Source organism: Moritella sp. Urea-trap-13 (assembly GCF_002836355.1).
GTDB lineage: Bacteria > Pseudomonadota > Gammaproteobacteria > Enterobacterales > Moritellaceae > Moritella.
Genome location: NZ_PJCA01000001.1, coordinates 82324 through 101058, shown reverse-complemented (window position 1 = coordinate 101058; position 18735 = coordinate 82324). Strand labels below are relative to the sequence as shown.

Here is an 18735-nt window from a genome sequence, read left to right as displayed (position 1 = left end):
TAAAACCTATATCACTTCGTGGTGAGAATATTTTTAAACATTAAGGCATAAGGTTATGCTATCGGTATTAAACATATCACTTTTTTGATTTAAGCCTATTTAAAGGAAATTCTGTCCATGAAAATGACCCCAAAGTGGTGGCACGATGCTGTTGTCTACCAGATTTATCCACGTAGCTTTTGTGATTCTAATAATGATGGCGTGGGTGATTTACAAGGTATTATCAGTAAGCTGGATTACCTGAAAGCCTTAGGTGTCGACGTGATTTGGTTATCGCCTGTGTATCGTTCACCAATGGATGATAACGGCTATGATATTTCTGATTATCAAGATATCGCCGCAGAATTTGGCTCGATGGAAGATATGCTGCAGTTGCTTGCAGATGCCAAGCAACGTGATATCCGTATTATCATGGATTTGGTGGTTAACCATACTTCCGATGAACACCCTTGGTTTACAGAAGCGCGCAAGTCGAAAGATAACCCATATCGTGACTACTATATTTGGCGCAAGCCAAAAGAAGATGGTTCGGTACCGGATGACCAAGGTTCGGTGTTTGGTGGCGGTGCTTGGGAGTGGGATGACAACACGGGTGAATATTACTTCCACCTTTTCTCTAAGAGGCAGCCTGATTTGAACTGGGAGAACCCGAAAGTTCAAGAAGAAGTGCATAAGATGATGAACTGGTGGATCGATCGAGGTATTGGTGGATTCCGTCTCGATGTTATCGATCTCATCGGTAAGGAAATTGATAAAAAAATTACCGGTAATGGGCCTCGTCTTCACCCACTACTACAAGAAATGAATAAGGCGACCTTCGGTGAAAAAGATCTGCTCACGGTGGGTGAAACATGGGGTGCGACCCCTGAAATGGCCAAACTGTTCAGCGATCCGGCGCGTAACGAATTTTCGATGGTGTTCCAGTTTGAGCATATTTCCCTGACTTGGAAGCACGGTGATAAGTGGAATCCTATTGCGCTTGATCTACCTGAATTCAAACGAGTGCTAACTAAGTGGCAGATAGAATTGGCAGATGAAGGCTGGAATTCCTTGTTCTGGAATAATCATGATCTGCCTCGCGCCGTGTCTAAGTTTGGTGATGATGGCCAGTATCGAGTTGAATCTGCAAAAATGCTGGCGACCACGCTGCACATGATGAAAGGCACGCCGTATGTTTATCAGGGGGAAGAGATCGGCATGACGAATGTCGCGTTCGACAGCATTGATGACTATCGTGATATTGAAACCCTGAATTTCTATAAAGAACGTACGGAAAATGGCGTTGCGCCTGAAACCATGCTGGCTGCTGTTCATGAAAATAGTCGCGATAACGGTCGTACGCCAATGCAGTGGAGCAACACGGATAACGCAGGTTTCTCACAGACTCAGCCTTGGTTGCAGGTTAACCCTAATTACCCTGAGATCAACGTGGATGCGGCGCTGGAAGATCAGAATTCTATTTTCTATCACTACCAGAAGCTGATTAAGTTACGTAAGTCATTACCTGTGATTGTACACGGCACTTTTGAGCCAGTATTTGAAGAGCATGAGCAGGTATTTGGCTATGTCCGCTCAGATGAACAGCACCGTCTGTTTGTACTGAATAATTTTACTGCCGACGAGGTTAGCGTTGCTGTGCCTGAGTCACTTCAGACTGAGCAGGCTGAATGCCTTATTTTCAACTATGAGTCACATCAACAGTTAAGTAATACGATAACCCTGAAACCTTACGAGTCATTTGCAGTATTACTGTCGGCGTAAGCTGATATTGATTTAAATCAACGGTTAATTTTTTCATTATTTTGGCTCTGTTCATCGTTGTTTGAACAGAGCCTTTTTATTTTGGGTAAACAAAACATGATGCATTATAGCTATGGACATAACGACGTTATTTTTGATATCCCATGGGAAGGAAATCAAATTTTTCTAATCGGCACATTTACTAACTGGCAGAAAAAAGATTGCTTTAAGTTTTCAGTATTGGGCGACAGGCTTTTGCTCAGAACAAGTTGTCTAGATGTAAATAAAATAGGTAACTCTGGCTATATCGAATATTACTTATGGGATGAAGAGAGGCAACAACCTATACCATTTAATGACAACTATCCTGCAGGCTATTTTTTTAATAATCAATTCAATGGTAGTTATAACTATTTACTGCTTCCTGAAGATATTTGTGATGATGAACTGAGTCATATTATTCAGCATAATAAAAATTCATTCCGAATTAAAAGTAGAGCTTCTGAGTTTGAGTCTGAGCAGATGCTGGCTAACTTCAGAGAAGTAAGAGGGGGTAAGTTGGCTAAAGAAAGATTATTTCGCTCTTATCACCCAGTTATTCCATCTAGGGGCGAACATCCACAGCTCATGAATATTGAAATTCAGCGTCAGCGAAAAGCTATGCAGTTAATTGAATTTAATAATGTTCGCACAGTGATTAATCTTTCGGAGACAGCTCAAGAACTGGCGGACTATCTTCATCAAGCTGAGCCCAGTTATTACAAAACGCTGTGGCTTGACAATCATATCGTAAATGTTCCGGTTGCTTATGAGACGGTATATTTCATGTCGGATCGGGATGAAAGCTTTAACCCTGATGAGCTCGGTTTCCAGACTGGTATCCGAGCTGTTATTAATCATATCGCAGACCATCAAGGGCCTTATCATGTCCATTGCCGATTAGGATCAGATCGAACTGGTGTAATAGTGGCTTTCCTTCAGTTGTTCATGGGCGCTGATAAGCAGCAGATTAAGCTAAATTATTTGCAAACAAATAATATGGCGATTGGTGAATTCCGCAGTTTTCGCTTACTTGAGCATGCACTCACTCAGGCGCTGGGGCAGGGAAGCTTGGAAAATGGTCACCAGGTTATCAGAGCGTACCTGCTTTCATTAGGATTAGCGTGCGAGATAATTGAACAGGCTTATCTGCATTTGGTTGGAGATGAATATTAGTAAAGACTGAGTGTGGTAGTTATAGGCTTAATAATGTATTTACTGGGAATAAGGGTCTAAAAGAAGATTTTATTATGCCTATCTTGAGTTGAATATCTATGTTTCTGCTCGGTTTGAATATATTTAATGTATCTGTATTTATGACTAAGTACGCGGACATGAAGATGACTAATTTAATATATTTGATCTAATTTGAAAACGTGAAAAAAAGTTCAATAAAAATCATGTTATTTTTTAAAAGTAATCATGTTTTTTTATAACTACTTCCTTAATAAATGGTTGAAATAAGTGATGTTAGTCATGCTATTTTTTGATTTTTCGTATTTTAATTACAGTCGTACGCCTGATATCCGTGAGAGTTGTCACGAAACACCGGTGTGTATTTTATGCTACGTCCTTGTCCTCCTCCCTTCTACTCCCCCATGAGGATGAGGCAAAAAACTTTATCAAAGCTTAATATAATTTACGAAAAGATGACTAAACAACTCTTACAATAATTAATGAAGGGATACACTCATGACTCATAAACTTTTACCCGTAGCAGCGGCGATACTTGTAGCATTAACGTCTTACAATGTGGCAGCTGAATCTGCTACAGATGTATTAACCGATGGCTGGGAGGTGAACGGTTACGGTTCAATGAATCTTCGTATGGTTGATGGTGAAACCGTAAATTCGGAGTTTGGTAAAACGAACTATCATTCAGCTGGCACCTCTGGTAAAAGTACCAACCAAGTTGAGTTTGTTATCAAGAAGCATACTGAGCACCAGAACGGCGCTTGGTCTGACTTTGTAGTTCGTACTGAATACGGTAACGGTAACTCTTTTGCTTACTCTTCATCAGGTAGTCAAAAAGATAATACTAAAGCTCAACTTGAAGTTAAAGAGTCTTTTGTAGAGATTGGTGGTTTATCATATCTAGGTGAAGATACATCAATTTGGGGCGGTCAACGTTTCCTCAATCGTTCAGCTGGATTGTTATCGGGTGAATTTTGGAATCAGAGCTCAGGTGTCGGTGCTGGTATCCAAACAAAGTTGGGCGGTAATACGGCAGGTTTTGCATTTTTAGTTGCTGATACAAGTGATGATATTAATGCTGATGTAAACAAAGATCGTCAAACGCTGTCTTCTTATAATTTCTATTACCATGGTGTTGAGGCACTGGGTGGTAGCTTTAACTTTGATCTTAAGTACATGGAGCAAGCTAACCAAGAAGACGAGTTATCTGGTGGCATTAAGTCAGCAGAAGATGGTATTGGTGGTGCGATCACTTATAACCGAGATTACTACGGTTTAGATGGTTGGACGCAAACCGGTATTGCATATGGTAAAGGCATTGCTGCGAACCGTGGTGTAAACTTCGGTGACTGGAGTGGCGCTTTCAGTGAAGACTCTACGGGTCTATTTATCACCTCTTATGGTGTATTAAATATCTCTGAAAACCTACAACTTGGTACGGAATTTGTCTATTTTTCAAATGATGATTCCTTCGGTCAAAAAAGTCTTGATCGTATGATGTTTGCTGCCCGCCCATCATACAAAATCAATGATAACCTACGTTTAGAACTAACTGGATCTGTATCGTCGGAAAAATTAGATGATGGAGTTGCTTGGGGCCGTAAAGATGACAATACATACTACATGATAGAAGCTGCATCTGTATTTACCGTAAATGCTGATTATTTCGGTCGTCCACAAATTAAACCATACGTAACTTACTACAGCACTGAACAAGGAAGTGGCGGTGGTCTTGAATTCAGCGATTCGACTAAAGACAGCGAAGTAGTTGTTGGTGTTCACACTGAAATCTGGTTCTAAGCCAATTAGTGTTAATGGCAGCCCTCGGGCTGCCTTTTTGAGTATATATCTATTGGATCCTGCTGTAGAGTTGATTGGATTGTAATAGGTATATGCCCATAAAATATTGTCAAAATATCGGGTGTCGGAGAGTGAAAATGAAAATGATTAAAACTACACTTGCAGCATTTTTAGTTGTAAGTCTGATTGGCTGTGCGGCATCCCCGACAGCAGGAATAACAAAAGATATCGCAGTAACAGCACCTGTTTGCTGCAATGCCTATAGTGCATTCTCATGGGTTCCCATGCAGAGTGACAAAATTGATTTTGCCATTGATGACGATTCTCAAGTTGGGGTGTTCCCTGAAGGGAAAAGCTATTTCACCGCTTTTGCTCTACCTGCGAATGTCCAACGTATGCAGGTTGATTTAAGTAGCTGGATGAGAACAACTGGCGTTTTGGCACCTAAAGTTATCCTATTAAACTCAAATTTTGAAGCCGTAGAAGTGGTCGGCTTGGATGATTTTGAGGTTAAAATGGGTGGCATGTTTAGCCTGGCCAGTTACCAACATCGTTTTGAAATGGATCAGGCAACCACGCCGTATATGGTGGTTTACTCTCCGGAGGAGTATCGCAAAGGCGAAATACAGATCCCACACCCTGAGCGTATTCGAGCTGAAGAGCTTGGCCTAGGTAGACCAATGGTCACCGATCCTGTGATCCAGCATCAGAAGTTTGGTTCTTTAGAATTAGATCTTAAACCGTTAACTCTACGTTCTTACAGTGCGGCTGAAATTGCTGCCACCGCTTCTGCACCTGCTGCGGTTGTTGCAGTAACATTGGTACCGGAAACCACTGTAAATAAAGCTGCAGACGTAAGCATGCAGCCGGAAACGGAAGCTTTTTATAACACGCAAATTAAAGCGGCTGTAGAGAAAAATGACATGCACAAAGCACTTCAGCTGTTAGAAGAAGCGAAGCGTGCTGGTTCAAGCTCAGCAGAATCAACTTTTGTTGAATTAATTAAAAAGTGATTCTTACAATGTAGAGTAAGGTCAGTACATGTCGTTGCCCGTATTACAAATCGTGATGATAAAACTTAAAGTAAAGAATGCAAGAAAGTCCCTGGGCGGTTTTTTAAAGCCGCTCTTTTTTTTGTTTGCAGACGAAAAAAAGACCCTCTGAAAAGAGGGCCCATCCCGAACAGTTCTAATCTATATCTCCCCTCTATTAACGCGCTTAACTAATTATTTTTGATTACTATGAGGTGAAACCCCATCATTACTACTTGTAAAATAAGGGGTGCACCAGCCACGATCTTCTATATACCAAGAGCAGTGTTCAGATGCGATTGCAATGTTGGCAAAGAATAAACTAGTGGCTAAGAGTAAAGCTTTCAACTTCATCATTTTTCTCCTCGAAGACGTCTGAGATGCGTTAATAGAAAACGTTATTATTGATGTTCTCTTTCATCAAAGACATCTTGATTATAGCAGTTAACTGTTTTTAAGGTTATATCCTACAAAATGTGCTCCGTTTCACAATGTTGATATTATGTATGGGGGGCGTAGTCATGGGGGAGGATGTTCATTAACCTTAAGCACAGGACAATGAGTAAATACTCACAAATGGATAGTTGATTATGAAATGCATACTGAAAACTCTGACGGTTTGTACTCTTACCTCTCTAATGGCCTTCCCTTTTTCGGCATCTGCAATGCAAGAAGGTGAAATTCTTATCTGGATCAATGGTGATAAAAGCTATGAAGGTTTAGCTGAAATTGGCCGACAGTTTGAAGCAGATACCGGAGTGAAAGTGAATGTTCAGCATCCTGATTCTCTTGAAGCTAAATATCAACAAGTTGCGGCCACTGGTGGTGGTCCTGATATTATTTTTTGGGCTCATGACCGTTTTGGTGGTTATGCGAAAACAGGCGTATTAGCTGAAATTAACCCAGGTAAAGAGTTTAAAAATAAGCTCGTTGATTTTAGTTGGGATGCGGTGACTTATGAAGGTAAGTTAGTGGGTTATCCGGTTGCAATAGAAACACCCTCATTAATTTATAACAAAGATTTATTACCTGAACCGCCACGTACTTGGGAAGAAGTTGCTGCTATTGACAAGAAAATGCGTAGCGAAGGTAAGAAGGCCATTATGTGGGATGTGAAGAATGCTTACTTCACATGGCCACTGATTTCGGCTAACGGTGGCTATGCCTTTAAGAAAACAGACTCGGGTTTTGACGGCAAACAAATTGGAGTGAACAGTAAAGCAGGTATTGAAGGTCTGCAGTTCTTAGTTGATTTAGTCAAGAACGATGTGATTTCTCCGGACATGGATTATGCCGTTTCAGAAGGTGAATTTAATAGAGGCCGTGTGGCGATGACCATTAATGGCCCGTGGTCGTGGGCCAACATCGAAAAATCAAAAATCAATTATGGCGTAGCGGTACTACCAACCTTAAAAGGTGGCGCATCGAACCCATTCGTCGGGGTGCTCAGTGCGGGTATTAACGCGGCAAGTCCAAATAAAGACCTCTCCGTTGAGTTTCTAGAAAATTACGTGATCACAGATAATGGTCTCAAAACGATGAATGATGATAAGCCTTTGGGTGCTGTTACATTGAAGTCGTTTCAGCAAGTACTTGCTAAAGATAGCCGTATTGCTGCCACAATGATCAATGCAGAGAATGGCGAAATCATGCCAAATATCCCAGAAATGACGGCGTATTGGTTTGCTGAAGGTGCGGCGATTGAGAACGCAATACTGGGCCGTCAGACAGTGAAAGAAGCGTTAGATACAGCGGCAAAACAACTTAATTAACGTTGATTTAATTAGTAATAATACATTGTGTTAGTCGTATCACGTTTTATAACTTACCCAATAGCACGAATATCAAAGACATCATTGAGATAGATAACGTTTATCTATGTGATATGCATTTTACTATTTTAAGACACTTCATCCCTATTTAAGGAAAAATTTAACGATGAAAAAAATATCATTAGCCGTCTCCGCAGCACTATTATTCGCAAGTAATACTATGGCCGCAGACAATATTGTTGTCGGTGTAGAAAAAAGCTATGTACCTTATTTCAACGAACTAGCGAAGGAATTTAACAAGGGTAAAGACTTCAAAGTTAACGTTGAAGCAGCGAGTATGTTTGACTTACTTAGCGCATTGCCAACTCAAAAAGGCAACATTGCTGATGTTTTTATGATCCCTAATGACCGTATTGGTGAATTAGCCGATCAATATTTAATTACCTCGACCAATTTTACGAATACTGGTTTTACCGATGCGGCTACTAATGCGGCCACTTATAACGGTCAGACGTATATGGTACCGATGTCTACGGATACCACTCTGTTTCTTTATAACAAAGACATGGTTAAAGAAGTACCTAACACACTGAAAGAAATACCTGCCTCTGATTGGGCTGCAAAATTTACTGACTTCTATTTTACTGGTGGCCTCTTTATGAGTAACGGTGGTTACATATTTAAAGACAACAATCCGCAAGATATCGGTTTAAATACAGCTGGTTCAATTAAAGCTGGATTGGCTGCTCAAGGGTTATATCACAGTGGCGTTAGTCATTGGACACTGATGCAAGATGACACTGTGGCTAACGACATCATGATGAAGTATTTCATGGAAGGTAAATTGAAAGCGATAGTCCACGGACCTTGGGCAATTGCGGATATTGAAAAAGCCGGTATTAATGTTGGTGCTGCACCAATTCCTAGCTGGGATGGCAGCTATCCGTATAAAGCCTTAACAGGCACAAAAGGGATGGCAGTTAATGGCTATAGCGATAATAAAGAAGGGGCTAGAGCCTTTATTAAATTTGTCGCGACGCCTGAAAATGCCCTTAAATGGTATGAAATGACGCGTGAAGTTTCACCTAGTTTGTCTGTGAATTATGTCGAAGGATCATTGCACAAAGCTATTTTCGATGCGACAAACATCGGTCAGCCTATGCCTAATATTTCTGAGTTTATGAAAGTATGGGGACCGATGAAAACGGCATTGGCTCAAATAGCACAAGGACAAAATGTGAAAGCAGCATTGGATGCAGCTGTTGATACTATCGAAATAGACATTGAAGATATGTAATCGACATTGATCTCCTTTTTCTATTCAACTGCACGGTGGCTAATAACATGAGGCATCGTGCAACACAAAACGTGACGTATCTACACAACATTAATAAATAAGTAGGTTATTTACATGAGTCAACAATTTATTTTCTGGCTCTCTATGGTTATTCCTGGCAGTGGGCATCTCTTACTGCATCGGATGAGAGAAGCGCTATTTGGGCTTTCGATATTGGCTTTAGAGATATTGGTTTTTATTCAATTTACCCTTCCAAATTTTCGCCTGTTAGCTGTCGAGCAACCGAATGGAAAAATCACAATTGGTGCAGAGCGCTTTATTGATGATTCCTTTCTTATCATGGTTGGTTCAACCGTTGGTGCCATGATGTTTTTGGTTTTTTTTGCCCTTCACTATGCATTTGCTCGTGATGCTAAAGATGTCAAACGTCAAATAGATGAAACAGGATCTGCTATTACGTTTACCGAAAAAGTGCGCGGTCTATCGCATGAAATCGTTCCAAATTTAATTACAGCACCTAAATTTATTTTACTGTTTGTTTTTGCTTTATTACCGGCGATTGTTTCTATTGTCGTTGCATTCACCAACTACAAACGGCCTGTGCTTCCGCCCGCATTTTTAATTGAGTGGAGGGGATTCAGCAACTTCGAACGTTTATTTACCAACGAGCGCACCGCTGCTGCATTTCAAGAAACACTGAGTTGGACGTTAACATGGACATTTTGTGCCTCTGCACTCACCATCGTTTTAGGTACTATTCTGGCTGTTGTCGCGAATAATAAAGGCATTCGAGGACAGAAATTCTTCCGTACAGTGTATATCTTACCTTGGGCTGTTCCGGCATTTTTAACAATTTTGGTATTTCAGCTTTTCTTCTCCAAAATTGGTGGAATGAATACCATGGTTATCCCTTTTTTCACGGGGAGTGAATATGATGTCAGCACTGCTATTGGCTTCTTTCTTGATGCTGATCTGGCAAAGGTAACCATTATTTTAATACAAGCTTGGCTTGGGTTCCCTTACGTTTTTATTTTGGTTACTGGCGTATTACAAACGATTCCAGATGATCTCTATGAAGCTAGCGCGATTGATGGCGGTAACGCATGGTCAAATTTCTTCGATATTACCTTACCATTGATTTTAATCAGTGTTGCCCCGGTCTTTATTACCCAATTTACCTTCAATTTCAATAACGTCACGATTGTCTACATGCTAGGTGAAGCGACAGTACAGACGGTGGGCTCGATCTACAAACCACTTGATACTATTTCATCTCTGGGTTTCCGTTTAATGATGGATGCTAAATATAACGAAGCGGCTGTGTACACATTGATAACCAGTACGATTGTCGGTGCTGTCGTACTTTATTCATGGCTTAAAGCTGGTGCCTTTAAAAATGAGGAAGTGATGTAATGGATAGTGCAATAAGTCTAAATCGCACAGTCAAAGTAAAGCGATTAAATCATAATATTATCACTAGAAATATGGGGCTAATTTTTAGTTATGCATTTCTTATTTCGATGGTCATCGTGATTCTTTATCCTATATTGATCACGCTAATGAGTGCGTTTAATGTGAGTAATTCACTTTATTCAACCTCATTCTTTCCTGAAAACTTCAGTTTAACGGATAACTTTGTTCAACTGTTTACTCAAACCCCTTATTTAAGTTGGTACCGAAATACCTTTCTCGTGTCGGTGATAACTATGGTGCTCTCTACTGTGATTGTGACGATCTCGGGGTTTGTTTACTCTCGTTATCGTTATAAATCACGAAAAAGTGCTTTGATGTCCCTGTTAATTATTCAAATTATCCCATCAGGTAGTGGTTTGATCGCATTGTATGCCATTGCCAACTCTATCGGTATATACAGCTCTGATCATGCCACGCTTTATACGTATATCTTTATGATCCTCATCTATACCACTGGGGGGACAACAATGAATACGATTTTAATGAAGGGTTATTATGACTCCATTCCTCGTGCGTTAGACGAGTCAGCAAAAATTGATGGCGCTACGCAAATGCAAATTTTCACCGAGATACTGCTACCGCTAGTGAAACCGATGATCATGGTTATCGCTATCTTCTGCTTCTTAGGTCCTATTGGCGACATTATTATGCCTAAGTTCCTTATTGCAAGCATGAGTGCAGAAGCAAAAACCCTTGCTGTAGGGTTAATGGGTCTCATCAATAATATTAAAGAGTCTAGCTATAACGTATTCGCTGCAGGGGCTGTCTTAGCGGCAATTCCTCCTGTTGTTGTGTTCTATAAATTTCAAGATTATATCGTAGGCGGCTTAACGTCTGGTGGAGTAAAGGGATAATGAGCAAAATTTCACTAAAAAACATCAATAAAAAATACCCTAATTCAGATACTTACTCTGTGCGTAACTTCAATCTAGATATTGAAGAAGGGGAGTTTATTGTGCTTGTAGGCCCATCTGGTTGTGGTAAGTCTACCACGCTTCGGATGATTGCAGGGTTAGAAGACATTACTGAGGGCGAGTTCATCATTGATGGCGAAGTCGTCAATAATGTGAGTTCAAAAGACCGCGATATTGCGATGGTTTTCCAAAGCTATGCGCTCTATCCACATATGTCGGTAAGAGACAATATTGGTTATGGTTTAAAGCTTCGTAGTTACCCTGCGAATGAGATTAAAGATCATGTAGATAATATTTCTAAAGATCTTTTCTTAACGGATTACCTTGAGCGTAAACCAAAAGAACTTTCTGGTGGTCAACGTCAGCGTGTCGCGTTAGGTCGTGCGATGGTTCGTACCCCACAATTATATCTGATGGATGAACCTCTCAGTAATCTGGATGCCAAATTACGTACCACGACTCGAACTGAAATCGCTCGTATGCACAGAAATAAGGGGGCGATCACCGTTTACGTTACCCATGACCAGGTTGAAGCAATGACCATGGCCGATCGCATCGTATTAATGTCTATGGGCGAGGTACAGCAAATTGGATCACCAAAAGAGTTATTCACCAATCCTAAAAATTGTTTTGTGGCCACTTTCATGGGTATGCCCTCGATGAACCTTATCGAAGGTACTTACGACGATGGTCAATTTAGTTGTCATTCTTTCACTATTTCGGTGAGCGAAAGTGATAAAAAGATTTTGGACCAGGCTGGATACAAGGGTAAATCACTCCGTTTAGGCGTACGTTCCAGTGCGATTAGATCTGGTAAGAAATATAAAGAAGCCTTTCCTGATTGTTGTTTTGAAGCCACCGCAATGAACAGTGAATACCTTGGCGATGCCATCAATATCTTTTTCAATGCAGCCCCATTCAATCTGTTTGTTGGCACACTAGGTACTGGAGAACCGGATGTAGAAATTGATGAGAAAATCACCTTAGTTATCGACAATACCAAGCTTCACTTTTTTGATAGTGAGACGGAAGAGTCAATTAAGTATTCACTAAAATCAGCTGAATCCAGTAAGTAAGTAGCTCATTGCACTCTTAATGTAAGAGTGCAATGAATACCAATACATTCAACATAATCGGTATATCGACTCTTTTTAATCAACGATTTAATCACTTTACCTTAAAGCAATAAGAGCATGTAATGAAAAAGAGCAATAGTTTAAATTTTCGCGGCCAACTTCAACGCATTCACGACTATATGTTTCATATTGCCGTCGCAATCGTCATTTTTATCTTGGGTTTTGTTATTGCGTATAGCAGCCTTCCCAAGCCATATTTTGAATTCACCACGTTTAGTGAGCAACAGAGACAATTTAAGCTCTGTGTAGATAATGATGACCTCTTCTTGTCTGCTTATCGCTTTGAAGACACTTATTTGACCCTTTCATTAGAAGCTATTCACACACAGTACAAAGCACTGCGTGATCAGATCCCAAGTGATTGCGGTTCATTTCATGTTGAAAGCAGTTATGAACAACTTCAAGAAATGGCTCTGCCTGTATTAGCAGAGGCTCAACGTTTTTATGGCAGTAAAGAAGTAAAAGCAGTGAATGTCGTTTACACCACGCCGTCTCAATACAATGCACTGCTTAAACAACCACAATCTTATCTATTTTTTATCTCAGATAAAGAACAAGAACGCATTGTTGCGATTAAAGTGTCGCCGACAAAAGACGCCCTGCAGATAACTCCACTTTGGGGATATGAGGAAAGCAAAGATCTCGCTTATACGCAAGGTGAGGTACAAAAGTTATTACTCGTTTATAACGAAATTAAAAATTAAGCATAAACTATCTCGCTTATTTAACCTCTCGATCATGTTGGTCACAAGGTTCAAATTCAGAGTCAACATTTGATTATTTAATGATAAGGTTCACATGAAAATATCTCTTTCAAAAGCAAATTTTCGCGACATGAGTCGCCTGGAAGAATCTAACTATCTTCTAACTAATGGCCTTGGTGGTTATTCTGCATTAACCCTCGCAGGGTCTTGCAGCCGAAGTGATCATGCGTTGTTTATGGGCAGTCTTGTTGCGCCTAACAACCGTTTTTGTTTTGTCCGTCATTTGGATGATCGTATTACGCTATCTAACGATGAGTGCCATCCTTTATCTTCACAAGCAAAAGTGAATGACTATGAGACGGTTGATTCAACCCTGCTGTTTGATAATTTCAGCCAAACTTATTTGCCTAAATTTACTTATAGAATCAATGGTATTGAGATAACTAAGACCATAGTGATGGCGCAAGGAGTGAATCGTCTTGCTGTTGAATATCGAGTATTTAATCCATTAAAACAAATGTTTACACTGAACGTGACGCCAAAGTACCACTTTTGTGCTAAAGGCGAGAGTCTGTCAAAAGAGCAATCATTTGTTCATCAAGATGGATCCGTTAGCAGCAACGGACAACGTTTAGCATATCACCATAACGGGTTAGACCATGTGTTTGAAATACCGCGTTATGAATCAGGTCTCTATTTCTCCTATGATGCGCGTGATGGACGTTCAGCGAGCGATGCGCAAACAGCGCTTCACACTATTACATTTAGTGGTAAAGAGACGGAAGAACATTTTTATATCATCTTTTCAGCCGTAGAAGATCGTGCCACATGCCAACCCGCACAATCAGTTACAGCCATGATTACCACAGAGGTTGAACGCCAAAAAGCTTACATTGCTCAATCCGGCCTTAATAGCACATTTTCACAGCAATTGGTTCGAGCCAGTGAGCAATTTGTGGTTACGCGTGATTCCACCGAATCTAAATCGATCATTGCAGGTTATCCTTTCTTTTCTGATTGGGGTCGAGACACCATGATTGCTCTTTGGGGATGTAACTTATCAACCAATCAATTTGAAGATGCCAAGCAAATTTTCCGTACCTTTATTCGTTACGAACAACGCGGTATTTTACCTAACCTCTTCCCTGAAGCAGGGGTTGCGCCAATGTATAACACCATAGATGCATCACTGTTGTTTATTGTGAGCCTCTATGAATATTATCAGTCAAGTGGAGATCTCGATTTTATTCGAGATGAAGCGTATGACTGCATGACTAACATCTATCAACATTATTGTGAAGGCACTGATTTTGAGATTAAGATGTTGGAAAATGGTCTAATTAGTGGCGGTAGTGGCTTTGATCAACTGACATGGATGGACATTCGCTATGGTGACATTGTACCAACACCAAGACACGGTTGTGCTGTAGAAATTAACGCCCTTTGGTTTAATGCCCTTTCTATTTTAGACTTCTTCAATCAAAAGTTGAACACGTTAATACCAGAGTTACCAGCACTTATAGATCAAGTTAAAACTACTTTTAACGAGGAGTTCTACAACGACGCAGGTTACTTAAATGATTGGGTCAAAGACGGAGAAGTTAACAAGCAAATTCGTCCAAACCAAGCTTATGCTGTTGGTCTTCCTTTCCCAATATTAAGTCCCAAAAGAGCCCGTTCTGTCATTCTCACTGTGTATAAAGAGTTGTATACGCCACTAGGATTACGATCTCTTGCTATGAGTGACCCCGAATTTAAACGTGTATGCACAGGTTCTCATTTTGACCGTGATATGGCGTATCACCAAGGGACTGTATGGGGCTTTATGATAGGTCAGTTCTTAATGGGGATTCTGCGTCAGTTCCCGCAAGATAAAGATTTGCTCCGTATTGTGGAGCAATTTATTGAACACAATCAAGATGGGCTTTACGAAGGCTGTATTGGGCAATTGGCCGAGATATATGATGGCTATTCACCCAATCAATCACGCGGCTGTTTTGCACAAGCTTGGAGCGTTAGCGAAGTCTTACGTGTCGTGAAATGTTACGAAGAGACGAATCAAAAATAGTCTTTCACAATAAAACGAATTCATCTGAACTCGGAATAAAAGGTTAGCGATAATTCCGAGTTCCGTTTCAATTATAAATGGTATTTAATATGATTACTAAAGCTGCAATTTATCATCGATCTCATTCTAACTACTCTTACGCAATTGATCCGAAGACGCTTCACCTGCGTATTCGTACCGCAAAAGGCGAAGTCAATAATGTTACTTTACGTATTGGCGACCCTTTTGATTGGTCGCAAGGCGGTGGCGGCGGAAATCTGAATGCCGACGATGCCAGTGGTTGGACTGGTGGTGAAAACATCGAGATGGAAAAAGAGTGTGATACCGACTTGTTTGACTATTGGTTCTGCGAAGCTCGTCCGCAGTTTTATCGGGCACGTTATGCCTTTATTCTTGAAGGCCAGGGTGACGAACGATTACTTGTGGGCGAAAAGCAAATAATGTCAATTTCAAACGACGCTAACGATCCTATTCTTTCTGAATTAGTTAACTTTTATTGCTTCCCTTACCTTAATGCGACCGATGTATTCAGTCCGCCAAGTTGGGTAAAAGAAACGGTTTGGTATCAAATATTCCCTGAACGTTTTGCTAACGGGAATCCGTTGATATCACCTGAAGGCGTGCTGCCATGGGGTTCACAAAACCCGACTCGTAATAGTTTTTTTGGTGGTGATTTACAAGGCGTCATTGATCATTTCGATTACCTAGAAGATCTCGGCATTACGGGGGTTTATTTCACCCCTATCACTCAAGGCGAGACTAATCATAAATACGATACGACAGATTATTTTAAAGTGGATCCTTCTTTTGGTGATGATGACACCGTAAAAGCACTGGTTGAAGAAGCGCATAAACGCGGCATGAAAGTGATGTTTGATGCTGTATTTAATCACATAGGCGCAAACTCAACACAGTGGCAAGATGTACTGAAAAACGGGGAAGATTCAAAATATGTAGATTGGTTTTATATTGATAAATTTCCCCTTATTGATGAATCAAAACGTGATTGTCATAGTAAAGAAAAACTTAACTACCGCGCATTTTCTTTTGCAGAAAAAATGCCTAAACTTAACACTGAAAATCCAGATGTCATTGAGTACCTTCTTGAGGTGGGACGTTATTGGGTGCGTAATTTTAATATTGATGCTTGGCGTTTAGATGTTGCGAACGAAGTAGACAAGCGTTTCTGGCGACGTTTCCGTGATGAATTAAAAGCCATTAATCCTGAAATTTATATTTTGGGCGAAGTGTGGCACGATTCAATGAACTGGCTTGGTGGTGATCAATTTGATGCGGTAATGAACTATCCTCTTACCGAAGCGATTTTAGGTTATTTTTCCAATGGCGCGTTAACCTCCAGCCAATTTAAATCGACAGTGAATGATGTGAACGTGAACTACCCTATTAACGTTAACGAAGTATCATTTTTGCTCTTGGATAGCCATGACACTCCCCGTATCATTGATAAATGTGCGGCTAACAAAAATAAGGTTAAATTGGCGTATCTATTCCAATTTACCCAAACCGGCTCACCTTGTATTTATTACGGCGGTGAAATTGGCTTAGATGGCGGAGCTGACCCACTCAACCGAAAATGTATGATTTGGGATGAAAGTAAACATGATCTCAATATGAAAAAACATATTAAGCAGATCATAAAATTACGCAATAACTATCCCGCGCTAAGAGCACATAAAATGACATGGCTAATGGCGGATGATGAACAGCAATGCATTATTTATCGCAAAGAAAGTGATGATGAGCACATTTTTATCGCCATAAATAACAGTGATAAACCATCAGAGCTGATACTTCCACCTGTTCTGTCTGGTTGTAATGTGATAGATATTTATAACGAAAATTCTTTTAAGTTAAAAGAAACCTTACTACTTCCTGCATTTGGCTTCGCCATGTATCAGAATGAGTAGCAACAAGTAGAAATAGAGAGAAAGTTGGTTGTGGAGATGCTTCGCATTGTTAGAACTGTTTAGTGCCGTTGTGCGCGCTATGTACAACTGGAACTGGAATATAAAAATATTGTTGAATTAGGTATGCAAGTTGAAGCTTGGTTCTAATCTCTCGCAAATAGCTTCTATGAGTTATACTTAAAATGCAAGATAGTTAAAGGGGAGCCATTTTTGTTTGCAGCAAAAACCCCGAATCATAAAGATGCCTAACAGTGAAAGCTGTTAGGTATTTTTTTGTATTAGCTAATGTTAATGGGGACGGTTCGCTGCTATTTGGACTTTGTAGCTTGACTTAACTTATCAAGAACATGCGCAATTTTTGTAATAACTTGATCGCAATCCGTGATGTTATGTCACTCTTTAAGATATGTAGTGTTGTTGTACGAAAGCCAGTTTTGATCTTGTTCATCTGTCCAGAATAGTACTTTTTGAGGAAGATCGATGGCAACGGTTTTGGAACACTGCATTAGTGGTGTTCCAACTTTAGGTTACCAAAAATAATGACCTCGGTTGCTGCAAGCTGAAGGTCAACATTAGCGGCATTCTCGCCGTGATTTATTCTGGAGAACAGAGTGAGGCCTTTTTTCTCCAATACCTTTAGTTAGTTTTTGTTTCATCAATTTAAGCCGCTAAGGGCTAATTTAGATGGCGCTCTAAAAACGCTTTTACAGCAATGATAGAAGCTTCAGCTGCACTTTGATCGTAGGCTATTGTATAACCTTCATATATTACTGGCGGGATCATGCTTGAGTCGTCAAATCCATGATATGCCTTATCAAATACCTGCAGTGATATGTGCTTGCTGTAACCACGATCCTGAGCATCTATATACGCATAACATCTTTTTACCGGAGTCCAGTCATCCGCCTTTCCTGACAGAATAAGCAGTGGTGATGCCGTTGTCTTAAGGCTGGAACTCTCACACCATGGATAATAAGACACGATAGCCTGAATCGGTTCTTCTGCTGCCTGCTCAGGTAAGTAATCTTGGGCGACATATAGCGCTGTCCATCCGCCATGTGAAAAACCGATCATGCCAATTTTTTGGGGACTAACAAAAGACTGTTTTCGAAGATATGCTGCTGCACCATAGATATCACACGCACGCGTTTCGGGTGAGACTTGGTTAGGGCTTTCACAAACAGTGGATACCCCCCGGGAAGAAAAACTATCGACAATCATTGCTACATAACCCCAGTTATTCAGCCGTTGCGCCCAGATATGGTGATTCGGTTCAACCCCAAAGCAACCATGAGCAATAATTACCGCAGGAAATGGACCGTCACCTTCCGGCTTCGAAACAAGACCACGAATAGATGTGGACCCTTGCTCATTAACTGGTGCTGTGTTGAAGGAAATCCAACTGGCAGAGGAGGCTGGTTCCGATACCATGACGAAAAACAACAAAATGGCGACAATTTCGGAAGAGTATTTGCAGCGACTCTTCACTGTTTTAATACAATTAAACATTAAGCCTCCAGTTTTTCATATCAATCCTAATACGCTTTATCGGCTTGATTCACACTATCTAAATATAGCCTATATGGTGAGAGCTAATGCCTTAATTCACTCAGTAACGTTTTTTCAGAAACGTGTATTA

General features: G+C 40.5%; 15 protein-coding genes. 12 read left to right on the top strand and 3 right to left on the bottom strand.

Annotated elements, in window-relative coordinates; all coding sequences use genetic code 11:
- Positions 1-117: 117 nt before the first annotated feature.
- The 4 genes from CXF93_RS00410 to CXF93_RS00395 all read left to right on the top strand — a co-directional run bounded on the left by CXF93_RS00410 (position 118) and on the right by CXF93_RS00395 (position 5786).
- Positions 118-1761 (top strand): alpha-glucosidase, encoded by a 1644-nt coding sequence (locus tag CXF93_RS00410; RefSeq protein WP_304442110.1) that lies wholly within the window; start codon positions 118-120, stop codon positions 1759-1761.
- A 96-nt stretch (positions 1762-1857) separates the two neighbouring features.
- The gene (locus CXF93_RS00405) at positions 1858-2955 is read left to right on the top strand and encodes a tyrosine-protein phosphatase (RefSeq protein ID WP_101060297.1); all 1098 of its coding nucleotides are present in this window, start codon (positions 1858-1860) and stop codon (positions 2953-2955) included.
- Between the two features lie 516 nt (positions 2956-3471).
- Positions 3472-4773: a carbohydrate porin gene (locus CXF93_RS00400; RefSeq protein WP_101060295.1), complete on the top strand. Its 1302-nt coding sequence runs from the start codon at positions 3472-3474 to the stop codon at positions 4771-4773.
- A 137-nt stretch (positions 4774-4910) separates the two neighbouring features.
- The gene (locus CXF93_RS00395) at positions 4911-5786 is read left to right on the top strand and encodes a MalM family protein (RefSeq protein ID WP_101060293.1); all 876 of its coding nucleotides are present in this window, start codon (positions 4911-4913) and stop codon (positions 5784-5786) included.
- 213 nt (positions 5787-5999) lie between these two features.
- Here the strand turns inward: CXF93_RS00395 and CXF93_RS21935 are convergent, their stop codons facing one another.
- On the bottom strand, positions 6000-6161 hold the full coding sequence (locus tag CXF93_RS21935; protein ID WP_157824404.1) for a hypothetical protein: 162 nt from the start codon (positions 6159-6161) through the stop codon (positions 6000-6002).
- 233 nt (positions 6162-6394) lie between these two features.
- On the opposite strand from CXF93_RS21935, the gene malE reads away from it, so the two are divergent.
- The 8 genes from malE (at position 6395) to CXF93_RS00355 (ending at position 17096) form a co-directional block, all read left to right on the top strand.
- Positions 6395-7576, top strand: coding sequence for a maltose/maltodextrin ABC transporter substrate-binding protein MalE (gene malE, locus CXF93_RS00390; protein WP_101060291.1), 1182 nt, complete (start codon positions 6395-6397; stop codon positions 7574-7576).
- A 166-nt stretch (positions 7577-7742) separates the two neighbouring features.
- Positions 7743-8873 carry an extracellular solute-binding protein gene (locus CXF93_RS00385; protein WP_101060290.1) on the top strand — a complete coding sequence of 377 codons (1131 nt, stop codon included), beginning with the start codon at positions 7743-7745 and terminating at the stop codon, positions 8871-8873.
- Between the two features lie 114 nt (positions 8874-8987).
- Positions 8988-10286 (top strand): carbohydrate ABC transporter permease, encoded by a 1299-nt coding sequence (locus CXF93_RS00380; protein ID WP_101060288.1) that lies wholly within the window; start codon positions 8988-8990, stop codon positions 10284-10286.
- Positions 10286-11200 carry a sugar ABC transporter permease gene (locus tag CXF93_RS00375; protein WP_101060286.1) on the top strand — a complete coding sequence of 305 codons (915 nt, stop codon included), beginning with the start codon at positions 10286-10288 and terminating at the stop codon, positions 11198-11200. Before CXF93_RS00380 ends, CXF93_RS00375 begins: the two co-directional genes overlap by 1 nt.
- On the top strand, positions 11200-12336 hold the full coding sequence (locus CXF93_RS22400; protein WP_101060284.1) for an ABC transporter ATP-binding protein: 1137 nt from the start codon (positions 11200-11202) through the stop codon (positions 12334-12336). The genes CXF93_RS00375 and CXF93_RS22400 overlap by 1 nt, the downstream gene beginning before the upstream one ends.
- A 122-nt stretch (positions 12337-12458) precedes the next feature.
- On the top strand, positions 12459-13100 hold the full coding sequence (locus tag CXF93_RS00365) for a hypothetical protein (protein ID WP_198551552.1): 642 nt from the start codon (positions 12459-12461) through the stop codon (positions 13098-13100).
- A gap of 130 nt (positions 13101-13230) precedes the next feature.
- Positions 13231-15168, top strand: coding sequence for an amylo-alpha-1,6-glucosidase (locus CXF93_RS00360; RefSeq protein WP_198551551.1), 1938 nt, complete (start codon positions 13231-13233; stop codon positions 15166-15168).
- 89 nt (positions 15169-15257) lie between these two features.
- Positions 15258-17096 (top strand): alpha-glycosidase, encoded by a 1839-nt coding sequence (locus CXF93_RS00355; RefSeq protein WP_101060280.1) that lies wholly within the window; start codon positions 15258-15260, stop codon positions 17094-17096.
- A 392-nt stretch (positions 17097-17488) separates the two neighbouring features.
- On the opposite strand, the gene CXF93_RS22160 is transcribed toward CXF93_RS00355, so the two are convergent.
- Complete coding sequence (locus tag CXF93_RS22160) at positions 17489-17602, bottom strand: DUF302 domain-containing protein (protein ID WP_232784040.1); 114 nt, start codon at positions 17600-17602, stop codon at positions 17489-17491.
- Between the two features lie 169 nt (positions 17603-17771).
- Positions 17772-18605, bottom strand: a complete 834-nt coding sequence (locus CXF93_RS00345) for a dienelactone hydrolase family protein (protein WP_101060278.1) — start codon at positions 18603-18605, stop codon at positions 17772-17774.
- Between the last annotated feature and the right edge of the window lie 130 nt (positions 18606-18735).